The sequence below is a fragment of the Rhizobium sp. NLR10b genome, from assembly GCF_019685435.1.
GTDB lineage: Bacteria > Pseudomonadota > Alphaproteobacteria > Rhizobiales > Rhizobiaceae > Rhizobium.
This window is the reverse complement of record NZ_JABDWV010000005.1, coordinates 310,860-321,905: the sequence shown is the minus strand read 5'-3', so window position 1 is coordinate 321,905 and position 11,046 is coordinate 310,860. Positions and strand designations below refer to the sequence as shown.

The 11,046-nt window shown below is 59.4% G+C and carries 15 protein-coding genes; 4 read left to right on the top strand and 11 right to left on the bottom strand.

The features are described from left to right. Positions 1-9 precede the first annotated feature (9 nt). The 8 genes from HJB91_RS10510 to HJB91_RS10475 form a co-directional block, all read right to left on the bottom strand. Positions 10-582: a hypothetical protein gene (locus HJB91_RS10510; RefSeq protein ID WP_221153113.1), complete on the bottom strand. Its 573-nt coding sequence runs from the start codon at positions 580-582 to the stop codon at positions 10-12. A 67-nt stretch (positions 583-649) separates the two neighbouring features. Next, entirely contained in the window at positions 650-1,435 is a 786-nt protein-coding gene (locus HJB91_RS10505) for a hypothetical protein (RefSeq protein ID WP_221153112.1), read from the bottom strand. Positions 1,436-1,457: 22 nt separating this feature from the next. Continuing rightward, the gene (locus tag HJB91_RS10500; protein ID WP_221154652.1) at positions 1,458-2,432 is read right to left on the bottom strand and encodes a phage major capsid protein; all 975 of its coding nucleotides are present in this window, start codon (positions 2,430-2,432) and stop codon (positions 1,458-1,460) included. An 18-nt stretch (positions 2,433-2,450) separates the two neighbouring features. Continuing rightward, complete coding sequence (locus tag HJB91_RS10495) at positions 2,451-3,527, bottom strand: hypothetical protein (RefSeq protein WP_221154650.1); 1,077 nt, start codon at positions 3,525-3,527, stop codon at positions 2,451-2,453. Between the two features lie 35 nt (positions 3,528-3,562). Then, positions 3,563-3,874, bottom strand: a complete 312-nt coding sequence (locus HJB91_RS10490) for a hypothetical protein (RefSeq protein WP_221153109.1) — start codon at positions 3,872-3,874, stop codon at positions 3,563-3,565. A gap of 11 nt (positions 3,875-3,885) precedes the next feature. Beyond that, positions 3,886-5,979: a hypothetical protein gene (locus HJB91_RS10485; protein ID WP_221154648.1), complete on the bottom strand. Its 2,094-nt coding sequence runs from the start codon at positions 5,977-5,979 to the stop codon at positions 3,886-3,888. Further along, a complete protein-coding gene (locus tag HJB91_RS10480; protein WP_221154646.1) occupies positions 5,979-7,550 on the bottom strand; it encodes a terminase in 1,572 nt (523 codons plus the stop codon). The genes HJB91_RS10485 and HJB91_RS10480 overlap by 1 nt, the downstream gene beginning before the upstream one ends. Next, a complete protein-coding gene (locus HJB91_RS10475; protein WP_221154698.1) occupies positions 7,516-7,986 on the bottom strand; it encodes a terminase small subunit protein in 471 nt (156 codons plus the stop codon). The genes HJB91_RS10480 and HJB91_RS10475 overlap by 35 nt, the downstream gene beginning before the upstream one ends. A gap of 483 nt (positions 7,987-8,469) precedes the next feature. On the opposite strand from HJB91_RS10475, the gene HJB91_RS10470 reads away from it, so the two are divergent. Continuing rightward, positions 8,470-8,814: a hypothetical protein gene (locus HJB91_RS10470; protein WP_221154645.1), complete on the top strand. Its 345-nt coding sequence runs from the start codon at positions 8,470-8,472 to the stop codon at positions 8,812-8,814. Here HJB91_RS10470 and HJB91_RS10465 read toward each other — a convergent pair. Beyond that, positions 8,803-9,003: a hypothetical protein gene (locus HJB91_RS10465; RefSeq protein ID WP_221154643.1), complete on the bottom strand. Its 201-nt coding sequence runs from the start codon at positions 9,001-9,003 to the stop codon at positions 8,803-8,805. The genes HJB91_RS10470 and HJB91_RS10465 overlap by 12 nt on opposite strands. Positions 9,004-9,244: 241 nt before the next feature. Between HJB91_RS10465 and HJB91_RS10460 the strand changes: the two genes are divergently transcribed. From HJB91_RS10460 to HJB91_RS10450, 3 genes are read left to right on the top strand one after another with little or no spacing between them, the layout of a single operon-like run. Continuing rightward, positions 9,245-9,427 (top strand): DUF3606 domain-containing protein, encoded by a 183-nt coding sequence (locus HJB91_RS10460; RefSeq protein ID WP_221154641.1) that lies wholly within the window; start codon positions 9,245-9,247, stop codon positions 9,425-9,427. A gap of 13 nt (positions 9,428-9,440) precedes the next feature. Then, on the top strand, positions 9,441-9,638 hold the full coding sequence (locus HJB91_RS10455) for a hypothetical protein (RefSeq protein ID WP_221154640.1): 198 nt from the start codon (positions 9,441-9,443) through the stop codon (positions 9,636-9,638). Positions 9,639-9,665: 27 nt separating this feature from the next. Next, the gene (locus tag HJB91_RS10450) at positions 9,666-9,947 is read left to right on the top strand and encodes a hypothetical protein (protein WP_221154638.1); all 282 of its coding nucleotides are present in this window, start codon (positions 9,666-9,668) and stop codon (positions 9,945-9,947) included. A 125-nt stretch (positions 9,948-10,072) separates the two neighbouring features. Here HJB91_RS10450 and HJB91_RS10445 read toward each other — a convergent pair whose 3' ends face one another. Both HJB91_RS10445 and HJB91_RS10440 read right to left on the bottom strand, forming a co-directional pair. Further along, on the bottom strand, positions 10,073-10,759 hold the full coding sequence (locus tag HJB91_RS10445) for a transcription termination/antitermination NusG family protein (RefSeq protein WP_221154637.1): 687 nt from the start codon (positions 10,757-10,759) through the stop codon (positions 10,073-10,075). Continuing rightward, positions 10,756-11,043 carry a hypothetical protein gene (locus HJB91_RS10440; protein ID WP_221154632.1) on the bottom strand — a complete coding sequence of 96 codons (288 nt, stop codon included), beginning with the start codon at positions 11,041-11,043 and terminating at the stop codon, positions 10,756-10,758. The genes HJB91_RS10445 and HJB91_RS10440 overlap by 4 nt, the downstream gene beginning before the upstream one ends. Between the last annotated feature and the right edge of the window lie 3 nt (positions 11,044-11,046).

Genomic DNA, 11,046 nt, shown 5'->3' with positions numbered 1-11,046 from the left:
GATCTCCAATCAGGCTGCTTCGCGGCCGCGGCCTTTGCCGCCGCCCTGGCGCTCGTTTTCGAGCGCTTCGAAGCGAGAAGCCATCTGCTTCATCTGGTCGTTGAGGCGCTCGACTTCGCCCTTCAGCCGTTCGTTCTCTGCGGCGAAAGCCGAAGCCGCACTGGAGTTTTCGGCGGTCGCCAGGTAGCCGCGGGCGGCAGCTACGAGCTCGTTTGCACCCATGCCAAGCTTCTGCTTCGCAGTATCCGACAGGGCGGCCATCTGCTCGACGGTGTAGATGTTGATCGCTTCAAGCTCTTTGATCTGGCTGGGTTTCAGGTATGGCCACTGCGAAAGCGGCGTGCCGACCAGCTGTTCGCGGGCAGCGGCGCCATCCTTGAAGCGCCTGTACGCGTCGGAGAAGCGGAGCTTATCGTTCTCGGTCACCTCGCGGTAAACCTCGGTGTGCTTGTCGCCGGCAATGAAAATTCGCACGAATTCCTTATCGGCGAAAATCGGTCGGCCTTCCTTTTCTGTCAGAAAGGTCTGCTCGACCGGTTCAAGGCTGAAGGAGGCATAAATTCCGGTGTTGGTATCGGCCATGGTGATGGTCTCGCGGTTGATGGCGGGGAAAGTAACGGGCGCCGAAGCGCCCGCCAGTGATCAGAGGTTAGTTCACCTTCGAGATGTACGGGCGCATCAGCGTTGACTCGAGCACGCCCGTCGCCGTGACGGTGATGGCGGTGCCGTTGGCTGTGGCGTTGGCGGACATGGTGATGCTCTGCACTACACCCGAGGGGGTGTAAGTGATCCCGGTGATGGTGGTGGAACCGGGTATGCCGGTACCGGAGATGGCGGCACCGATGAACGGGCCACCTTCCGGGCTGACGCTGCCCAGAGCCGAGAGGACCGGCGAACCGTTGACGGTCGTAGCGGTGAAGGTCTGGTTGGCCGCCTGGAAGTTGACGCCCTGGATCGCCTTGGACGACACTGTTGCCGATGCAGGTGCATTGGCAAGACCGGCCGTTGCCGTGGTTTCAGCGACGACGAGAGCCGCCGTTGCCGTCGACACCAAGGCCGGAGCCTCACCGTTGCGCTGCAGCCAGATGTAATAGGTGCCAGCTGCGAGGCTGATGGCCTGAGCAGGACCACCGGACTGTGTCGGAGCCCGGCTCGCACCGGCGAAAACACCGCAGCGATAGCCGACAACGGCGGCGGCCGTGGTCAACAGGGTTGCGGTATAGTCGCGGTCCCATTGGAACCACTGGCCAGGCTGGAGCGTCGTGGTCGATGCAAGGACGAGCTTGCAATAGACCCACTCCGCTTCCTTGGAACCCCATGCGATGGAGCCGAGGGCGAAGTTCGGCCCCGGAATCCCGGAGCCGGCAACGATGGGGCCTTCGACGACGAACGGATTCGCGCCAAGACGATCGGTCTGGGAAGTTGCGATGGTCATGGATGTTGATCCTTTCGTTCGATCAGGCGAACAGCACGCCCTGCAGGAAGGCGTTGTTCATGGTGAGGTTGCCGGCGAAGCCCATCAGCTGCACGAAGGCATCCTGGTTGGTGTTCATGCGCTCATCACCGATCGGCGCCATGTCGCGGTCGCGGTGCGGGCGGTAGAACAGGTATTTGGTGTTGAGGAAGAACATCTGATTCAGCGGCGCGCCGCCGCCGAAGCCACCGTCGAAGATCACGTCGGCGCCCATGTATTGCAGCGACTGGAAGCCGGCCATGCCCTTATCGGCCGAGGTGATGCGCTGGATCGCCTGCAGCGATTCCCAGTAGAGGCGGAAGAAGTTGTTGTCGGCGACGACGAGATCGGGCGCGTCGGAGCCGCGTACGCAGGACATATAGAGCCGGTTCATGTAGCTCTGGATGTTCGTGCTGGATGCTGCGGCGCCCCCATCGGCCGAGGCGGAGAATTTCTGGTTGCGCCAGAAGTCCCAGGTGGCGCGCGAGATGCCGCCAACAGTGCCGGAGGTGGGAGAAGTCGAGATCAGCAGCTGCAGGCCGCCGATCTGACGCCCGCCATCGGCTGTTCCGTCGGAATAGCAGTCGAGGGCGATGTTGTTCTTCAGCGTGATTTCCGCATTCTCGATGCGCTGCTCGAGCAGGTCGAGGATCGCGTCTTCACCGGAATTCTGCAGCTGTTCGAGGCCGGACATGGAGACAGCGACCGCCGCCTGCTTGAGGTCGTATTCGGCTGCGGTAATCACATCGGACGGCTGCACGTTCAGGATGTCGTATCCGGAATATCTGCGAAAGGTCGAATTTTCGGCATATTGCAGCTCCTGGACGATGGTGCGGCCGCCGGAGACGGGCTTCTTGCGGCCGCGGCTGTTAAGACGAGTGAGAAGACCGTTGTTCTTCGTAACGTCGTCGGCAACGGTACCGCTGCGGTTACGCAGGGTAGTCGTCACGATTTCAGAGAGGTTGGGCGACATAGGCATTGATCATGGTTCCTTTGATCAAACGCGACCGTTCGCAGCGTGCAACGCTGTGCGAAGGGATTCACGGATTGAGGTTGGCTGACCGGCGCCGGCGCCCGGGGTTGGCCCAGGTGCGGAAGAGCCGGAAATCGATCGTGAGGCGCGGCGGGCCTGATCTGCCGCTGCGGCCCTCTGGGTATTCTGATCTTGAACCGTGTTCGCCGGTGCAGTCTGGCTGATCAGCTGCTGACGAATATCGGGGCGCATCCAGCATGCGGCGTCGTAGGCGTCCTTGAGTGACGATGCGCGCCCCGCGCTGATAAGGGCGACCATGTCATCAAGCACGGCTTCGGCGTGCACATTTGCCGGATCGGAAAGGAACGCTTCGACTTGAGTTTGCGTGTCCCTTTTCCGGAGTACCTGTTCAACCGTTGCCTCTACGTTGACGGGCTGAGGCGTGGGCTGTTGCTGTTCCTGCTGCGGCCTGCGCTGCAGGATCTGATCGGACTGACCGTTGACGAGAGCGTGCAGATTGACGCCTGCCATTTTCGCCACGGCAACGACAGTGTTGACGGGATCGCGGATGAGCGCGTTCTCCCAGTCGATCGCTTTGCGCATGACATCGGCGTGTGTGGTGCCGGCCTGCCTGACGATCGGCGTGAATTCTTCGAGACCTTTGTAATCCTGAAGCACGCGGAAGCCACGATCGACCTCCTCTTCGCGCTTGCTGACGGCGGCCTGCACTTCGGGCGGCAGGCTCGCGAACTGCGCCTTTGCCTCCTGTGACCAGCCAGGCGGGACACGATGCGACGAAGCCGTCGGCGGCTGCTCAAGTGATACGGCTGACGTCTGCTGAGCGGCAGGAGCTGCGCTTGTTGCGTCCGCCTGCGCCGCTTTTGGCGCCGCCGCGGGCTGCGGCGACGGTTGGCCGGTCTTGTCCTGATCCTTCGGGGCAAAACGGCCGTGCTCGTCACGCTGGCGATCGGAGCCGTTGGCCGGCGTTGTTTCCGTGCTGTCGATCGCGGCCTTCAGGCTATCGCGGATGCTCAACGGCTTGTCGGTGGACGTGCCGAGGTCTTCGCTGCCGTTGCCGGCCTCGTTAATCAGGTCTTCCATATCGCATTGTTCCTATTTCGGGGATTGATGCCCGTTCAGGCGTTGTATTCGGCGTAAACCCGCCGCAGTTCGTTCCGGATCGCCTTCCGATCCGTCTTGGGCTTCTCAATCGGCTGAGGCTTCTCATTTCCGATCTCGATCACGCCGGCCGCGCGGTAAGCGGAACGCAGCTTTGCCTTCGATGTGTAGTGCTTGCCGTCATGCATCGACTGGATTTCGATGCTGTCGCTGACGAAATGCGGCGCAGGCAGATCCGACTGCGCGAGGTTCTTCACCGGCATGCAGTTATGCGGCCAAGCGTCGAGCTGGTGCCAGCCGCCGCAAACGCGGCAATAGCGTTCTCTCATCGTCAAACCTCTTACTGGTAGGCAGGCTGTTGCGGCGCTGCTGGCTGCTGAGCGGCCTGGAACTGCTGCATGGCCTGCATCGCCATATCGCCGCGTGCCTGCTCGACGGTGGTGCGGTGTTCGATCTCGGCCTGGGCGACACCGAGCTGGGCTTTCCGCTCCTCGGCGCCGGCCTTCACCTGTGCAGTTTTCAGATCGATCATCTGCTCCGGGGTTGGTTCCGGCGGCTGCTTTGGTGCTGTTGCTGCCTGCGAGAGTTGCGCGCCCACCTGCTCCAGCGTGTTTTCCAACTGGCGGCCGGCACGGAAGCCCCGAGCGGCGAACAACAGCGTTTCGACCATCACGGGGACAAGCATCGGCGTCTGTTGCGCAATGGCGCCGGCCTGCTGCATGAAGCTGCCAACCATCTGCACGAACTCCATGCGGCGCTGCTTCTCTGCATCCTCGTCCGGTTCAATTGTCGAGTCCGTCTCGATGTCGATACGAAAGCCGCGCACACTGTCATTGCGAAGAAGCTGAACAACCTCGTCGATCGACGGCTGCTGCATCATCTGCGCCATCTCAGGCGGGATCGGCGGTTGCGGTGGTTGCGCTGGCGACGGCTGACCCATCTGCTGCGCGCGCATCGCCGCCTGCTGGGCGGCCATCTGAGCCTGCTGCATCTGCATTTGGATCTGCTGCTTCTGCGCCGTCGTCAGCAACTGGATACCCGAGACGAGCATCAGAGTTTCGGGCTGGAACTGATCGCAAATGATCTCGCCGGCAATTGCCACAACGTCACGGGCGAAGCGGGCAAGCTCAGCCTGGCGGTCGCGAATGCGGATCGAGCCCCACTGGCTCTTGATGCGTTGCGCTGTCGCCGTCTCCGAGGCCTGGGTGTCGCCGCGCACGATGTCGCTGATACCCGTGATCTGATAGACGTCTTCGATTAGCTGCTTGCGCGCCTCGATGCAGGCAACGATGACTTTCTGCACATCGTCGATCGGAAGCGTGACGATGGCCTTTGAGCCGCCCTTGTCCGTAAACGCCGCCCATTCTGGGATCGGGACCATCACAGTGTCGTTCTCGGGCCGCATCGCCTTTTCGATTGCCGGCGATACTGAGCCATCGCCTGAGGGATAGAAAATCTTCAGGCGCAGCTGATCCGTCAGCTTGTTGATGCGCTTGGTGAGGATGTCGATCTCGTCGCACGGGCCTTGGTAGTAAACGTAATCGGGCACCGGAATGAGCGAGCCGGTAGAGAGCGTGCCGAACGCCGGACGAGGGCATGGCCAGAATCCCTTTAACCTCAGTGGTGGTTCGGATACCTCGAGCGCGGCGGGGCAGCCATCGGCGATCCAGACCGTGTAGTTCTCGCTCTTGCACCAGATCTCCCAAACATAAATCTTGCCCTCGTTCTGGGCCCGTTCCGTCTGGTTCGTGCCGTGGTTGGAGCCGGCGCCGTCCTTGGCAAGCGAACCTCGTCCATCGGGAAAGCGCTTGTCGAACTCCTCATCGGTCATCGAGACACGACGAGCCACCCATGTCACATCCTTCCAGCGCCGAGCTGGCGAATGCAGGAAGTCCGACCAGTGCACGTAGTCGATGCACACCCGCTCGTCGGTGATCTGCTCCATGGGAGAGACATCGTCCGGCATCCCAGGCGCATCAGACGGCTCTACACCCATGTCCAGCGGTTCGAAGTCCGCCTCATAGCGCAGCCAGACCGTGCCACGGGCGCACAGCAGGAAGTCATCCCGCACCGACCGCATGACCGAATCCAGATCGGCGTCGTCAGCCGTAAAGGCAAGGTTGCGCTCGACTAGTTCAGAGCCCATGCGCGCCACCGGCTGCGAGTCCTTGAAGCGACGTTCGACAACGGGCTGCGGCACCCTGGCATAGACGGCCGGCTGCAATACCGAGATGTTCGCCCAAAGCATCGGGAACCGGCGCTTGGCGCTCGTCTGCTCCGCCTGCTGCAGATAGATCTTCTCGATCTTGACGCAGCGGTCCACCCAGGATTTGAAATAGCGCTCGGCTCTCTCAATCTCCTGCTGCCAGTGGGCGCCGACCTTTGCCAGATCCCACTGTTCGCCGACCGGCATTGTCGTGACTTCGTCTTGCATCAAACGCTCTCGCTATAGGATGGGGTGGAGTTGACGAAGTCGTTGAACGTCATGGTCTGGAACGTCGGCAGCTGCTTCGGTTCAGGTTTGAGCGGTTCCGCTGCGAGGCCGGTGAAGATGATCGCCAGGCCGCCGAACGCGTCGGCGCCGTGCGATGCCCAGTTATGCAGCGGTTCATCGCGGAACACGCCAAGATCCTCGTCCCACTCTTTCCGGTAGTTTCGCAGGCACTTGACGCCCTGGGCGCATCCTGCCTGATCAAACTCGACCTTCGACAAGATGCGCCGCGTACCGTTGATGCGGTCATGGACATAGGCCCGCTCGACCTTCCGGACAGTGCCAAGGTTTCGAGCCTTGACCTCCTGCAGCATGATCTCGATGCGGGTCATGCCGCCGCGCGTCCATTCCCTCACGCGGATATCGTGCGGCATGTTGTGGACGCCGTAGACGTAACCGTTCTCTTTGGCGCGACGCTCCAGCTCGTCGAGCATTCCATCCATGCCCGTGCCGGTGTGCTCGAAATAGCCGATCATCCGAACTCGGCTCGGCAGCACCTGAAAGAGCCATACGCTGTTAGTATCATCCATGCCGATGTCGGAAATGGTGTGCACCGGATAACCAGGCACATGCGGGAACACGCCTAGACGCTCCTCAGCATCCACCATCGCCATCTGGTCGGCGTAGTAGGCGCCTTCGACACTGGCCTCGAATGCTTCGGCCGGCGTCGACGGGTATTCCCGTTTCATGTCCCCGAGCTGCGTCTCAGCCTTCTTGACGTACCAAGCTTTCTGACCGTCCGTCAGTTCGATGCCCTGATCAGCGAGGCCGCGGAAATACTTGGCGAAAGCGTCGGTGACGATGACGCCGGCAGACGCGATCGAATATTGCGGTTCCTTCCACCAAGGGAAAAAGTGGAACTTGAAATCCAGTGGAGTCAGCGCCGCAGCCTGCCGATGCTTGATCTGGGCGTCTTCGCAGAGATTGTAGAAATGCCCCTCTTGCCCCTCGGCAGTGCTTTCGATGAAGACCAGTTGCCCAGCCTGCACGGTGTTGAGTGCACCTGTCCTGACTTCCCTCGCCTTCTCCGGATACTTCGCGCAGAGCTTTCCGTATTCCGAGATATGCAGGTACTGCAGCGTGCCGGATCTCAGCGACGTGCCGACGCGGATGCTCGAGTTATTTGCCAGCAGCAGTTCCGTCTGGTTGTCCCGCTGGATCGGCACCGCGTCCCGAATGCCCTCCGGCAAATTGTCGTATGGATATTTCACCTTATCCCGGAAGATGGTCTGCGCATCGCCCAGCGTGTGAGCGATGGTGCCTGCGCGGATATCCTTGTTGAAGACACAGGCATCGAGCATGAAGATCTGGATGAACGTGGTCAGGCCGAGCTGGCGCGCCTTGAGCAGAACATTCAGGTAATGCATCTGCTCGAAGAACGTCATCTGAGCCCAGTTCATTTCGAACCGGACGCGCTTCCCGCCCTTATCCGTGATCCAGTAGAGGTTGTTCAGCCGCCAGCGCCAGTCCGAGAACTGATCAACTGCCGTTTGGAAGTCCGCGGGTCTTGCCATTGATCGCTTCCAGCAACTCAGCCACGCCACTCGTCACGCCGTGCTCCAGCTCGACCTTGGCGCCGTACTTCTTCGGCTTCAGCTTCTCGGCAATCCATTGACGCGTGCCGATGCGAAGCTGTGAGCGGCGGATTGCCTCGCCATTCTCCTGCCAGCCGATCGTTTCACCATCGGCGCTCTTCTTTTCCATCCAGTCGTTCGTGCCGTCGTCGGCAATCTCGACCATCTCATCGACGAAACCATCAGCCTGAATCTCGCGCGCCTGCGCATACTTGGTCCGAAAAGCAGACTTCTCGTCATCAGCCAGCCACGAAAGGACGGTTGATTTCGCCGGCATTGCTTCATCGCGGCAGATCGACCGCAGGCTTTCGCCGTCAGCTATACGCTCGCAGATGGTGTCAGCCAGGGACTGTGTGAACTTTGTGGGTCTTCCTATCATGGTCCTGCCTTCTGATCGGCGGGGAAGGGCTGCAATCAGTATCAACGAATGATTGCAGCAAAAGCACTGAAAACGGACGAAGAGCTGGGCGGTAGGCGATACGAATGCCTTCCGTCCCCTTGTCTTCGAAACGACTTTGGTGCGAATCACCCGGTCGAGTGCTGCCGCGCTGCATCAACAGCTGTCGCCGATAGTCATTCCGAAGCACAGTAACGAGCGGCCAGTCTCAATGACTAGCGAGAGCCAAAGCCACAAATGCACAAGATATAGTATGCCATTCCCAGAATGTTCTGAGAACGGCACGACATGTTGCGACGCAGAATGACTCGTCAAGAGAAATCTGATACATGCGCAAAATGAGGGAGCTGGCGGTGATGACGCCAGCCCCTCGACGTCCGCGACCCCTACGGTGAGCCGTCGCGAACGAGATCCTCCCAAGCAACTGGGTTTGCGGCTCGACCCATCATTATAGGCAAACCAATGGCAATTAATTTTGCAACTTCCGATCCTAAAGGCCTCTTGGCCGCCTTCAAGAAGGCCATCGATGAGGGGCATGTGGTCACCTGGTCATATGACAAGGACGGCGACTTCACTCATACCCCCGAACAATGGAAGAACCAGGCGTGGCTACGCCCTTCCATTTCCGACGGCTACCTGATCATGAACTTTATTGCAAATACCAAAGTCAAAACAACGAAAGCGCTCTACGGCGTCTATCATGGGCGATTCATCGAATCCATGTTGACGCACTGCGATCAGCTTTTCACCAGCGGTGCCGCGACTGCAATGCCGACCAACAGCGACATTATCCAGTCAGCGGCCTAGCGGTCGCCTTGGCAGGTTGGCGGGACGTGTTTCCGCCAGCTTGCCGTTTTCAAAAAAGTCAGCTCTCTCGCCAGGAGATAGCACATCCACGTTGACGCACTGTACCACTTCCCCGTCAACAACTTTTTCGAGCAAAGCTCTGTGCTTTTGGAAACTTCGCGGGCGACAGAACGGGACAATTTCTGCCATGATCGTTTCTCCTTCCGAAGCTTTGGGAAGTTAGCACCTTAAATCTGGCGGTTTAAAGATTTGTTACTTCATTGACCGATGACGGAAAACCGCCGAGTGGACTGCGCTCTGCGCGCTGCACATATTCCCGCCTTCTGATTGGCTGGTCGTCGCGTTGCTTACATTACGAGGAGCGCACTTGCCTTTCGGCTGATCCGCGCAAATTCATTTGAGGGGAGCCAAGCAACCACAGGAGGATGGAATGGCCGACAACAAGAAAGCACTGAAGCAAGACCGCAAAAGAGTCTCGGCGGAGCAACCGTATGAACTCAGCTATTTCCGGCGGAAGCATGGCCTAACGGTTGACCAGGCCAAGGACATCATCAAGAAGGCGGGGAACAACAGAGACAAGGCAAACGAACTCGCGCAGCAGCATAAGAAATAGCCGGGAGAGCCTGATGAATTCCAAGTACCCTTCGACACGCCCCTTAACTGACGAGGAAGAGGCCGAAGTCCAGAGGCTGATCGCTTCGGACTCGGATAATCCAGAGGCGACCGATGAACAGATCGCCAGCGCCAGGCCTTTCAGGGAAGTCTTCCCCGATCTCGCCGACAGCATCGACCGAGAGCTTGCGCGAACTCAAAAAGGAAGCTAGCTCCTCAAGGAACTTGAGGGACAGTTCATGACCTATCCGGGGTTCAACAAACTCAATCATTCCCACGTAGATCGCTATTTGAGCGGCAGAAAGATTATCGATCCTTCTGTAACCTTGAAATCGTACACGGGCAGTAAAGAGAGACGTGGTATCATCGTCTTTGGTTGCAACCTGGGCAGCAAGGCTAAGATGGAGCCCGTCAGCCTGACGGTCTCGTCGCTAGACTTTGACGATCTTGCAAAGAAGATGTTTGAAGCTGATCGAGAAGCAGCCTTGAGGGCTTTTGGCCAAGCGATCATATCCTCATAATTCGAAGGACTTTGCCGCAGGCGCACTTCTTCCATGGCGCGGATTGCTGCTTATCCGCGTGGACCGGCGGCCTGCGCACTGGACATCCACAAATCAGTGCGCAGAAGATAACCGATAGGTTATGCCTATTCAACCCCGCCGCCTAAATTTCCTAGCGTTTTCATCGTTTCAGTTATGAATACTCGTGACGAAGAGCTTTGCAGGCTTGAAGCGAGACCGCCAGGCAACTCTGTGAACTGAGCCCTTCTGATCCTTCGACTGGATGACTTGCCACGGAGCCCGGGCTGCTCCCGATCGAGTTCTTCTTCGCGCTGCCGGCAGGCGCGGCCTAACAGGAAGTTCTGCTCCTGCTCCCACTCGATGTAGCGGAGGCGGTCGATCGTCTCCTGAGGGAACGCGAATGGCATGGGCCGCTGTTCGAATGTCGTGGTGAAGCGCAGGATCTTGCTCACGCCGTTCACCTCTTCGACCTTGCGGAAATCGTCAGGTCCGATGTTGATGAAAACGTACCCGACGAAGGTCGGGAAGCGGCGCTCGATCCAGTGGCCCTGTCGATGATGGCGGACTTCAATCCGATAGCTTGGCATGAACGCTTCGAAGCCCTCGTTGCGAAGGTTCCGCTCGATGATGCTTTCGCCCTTCCGGTCGTGCCCTTCCCGCATTGACGGGCAACGTTGCGCGCCGGGCGCGGCCTTCACGGCAAACCAGGTCTCAACCGGCGTGTGTCGCCTAGCCTCGCCTTTCCGTGCCTCGAAGAACTCAATTTCCGAAACCGCTTCAGCGTTCGGGCGTCCTGAAACTCTCACGTTCATGCCAGCCTCTTCTTGATCAGGTTGCGACGCTCGGGGGTCATCCGCACATAAGACGGGCGCCAGTTAATCGGGTTGGGGGAGTAGACGCGTTTGGGCGGGTCGATCTGATACCAGTCCCCATCGGCGTCGAGGAAGAACTGCAACCCCTCTGCCGCGAAATGACCGACCATGTCGTCGAATAGCAGGTCGCAGATGAGTCCAGTTCCACGCGGCGCCGTTCCCATCGGGCGCCAAGGGTTCTCTCGGTCGTGCGCTTCGCGCTCCTGTCTTTCCTTGATGGTCATTTT

What these genes read in the sequence shown, in the direction of transcription:
- HJB91_RS10505 (WP_221153112.1), bottom strand. Translation starts at nt 1,435, where the DNA reads ATGACCATCGCAACTTCCCAGACCGATCGTCTTGGCGCGAATCCGTTC.
- HJB91_RS10445 (WP_221154637.1), bottom strand. Translation starts at nt 10,759, where the DNA reads ATGAACGTGAGAGTTTCAGGACGCCCGAACGCTGAAGCGGTTTCGGAA.
- HJB91_RS10485 (WP_221154648.1), bottom strand. Translation starts at nt 5,979, where the DNA reads ATGCAAGACGAAGTCACGACAATGCCGGTCGGCGAACAGTGGGATCTG.
- HJB91_RS10480 (WP_221154646.1), bottom strand. Translation starts at nt 7,550, where the DNA reads ATGGCAAGACCCGCGGACTTCCAAACGGCAGTTGATCAGTTCTCGGAC.
- HJB91_RS10460 (WP_221154641.1), top strand. Translation starts at nt 9,245, where the DNA reads ATGGCCGACAACAAGAAAGCACTGAAGCAAGACCGCAAAAGAGTCTCG.
- HJB91_RS10490 (WP_221153109.1), bottom strand. Translation starts at nt 3,874, where the DNA reads ATGAGAGAACGCTATTGCCGCGTTTGCGGCGGCTGGCACCAGCTCGAC.
- HJB91_RS10450 (WP_221154638.1), top strand. Translation starts at nt 9,666, where the DNA reads ATGACCTATCCGGGGTTCAACAAACTCAATCATTCCCACGTAGATCGC.
- HJB91_RS10470 (WP_221154645.1), top strand. Translation starts at nt 8,470, where the DNA reads ATGGCAATTAATTTTGCAACTTCCGATCCTAAAGGCCTCTTGGCCGCC.
- HJB91_RS10440 (WP_221154632.1), bottom strand. Translation starts at nt 11,043, where the DNA reads ATGACCATCAAGGAAAGACAGGAGCGCGAAGCGCACGACCGAGAGAAC.
- HJB91_RS10495 (WP_221154650.1), bottom strand. Translation starts at nt 3,527, where the DNA reads ATGGAAGACCTGATTAACGAGGCCGGCAACGGCAGCGAAGACCTCGGC.
- HJB91_RS10465 (WP_221154643.1), bottom strand. Translation starts at nt 9,003, where the DNA reads ATGGCAGAAATTGTCCCGTTCTGTCGCCCGCGAAGTTTCCAAAAGCAC.
- HJB91_RS10510 (WP_221153113.1), bottom strand. Translation starts at nt 582, where the DNA reads ATGGCCGATACCAACACCGGAATTTATGCCTCCTTCAGCCTTGAACCG.
- HJB91_RS10455 (WP_221154640.1), top strand. Translation starts at nt 9,441, where the DNA reads ATGAATTCCAAGTACCCTTCGACACGCCCCTTAACTGACGAGGAAGAG.
- HJB91_RS10500 (WP_221154652.1), bottom strand. Translation starts at nt 2,432, where the DNA reads ATGCCTATGTCGCCCAACCTCTCTGAAATCGTGACGACTACCCTGCGT.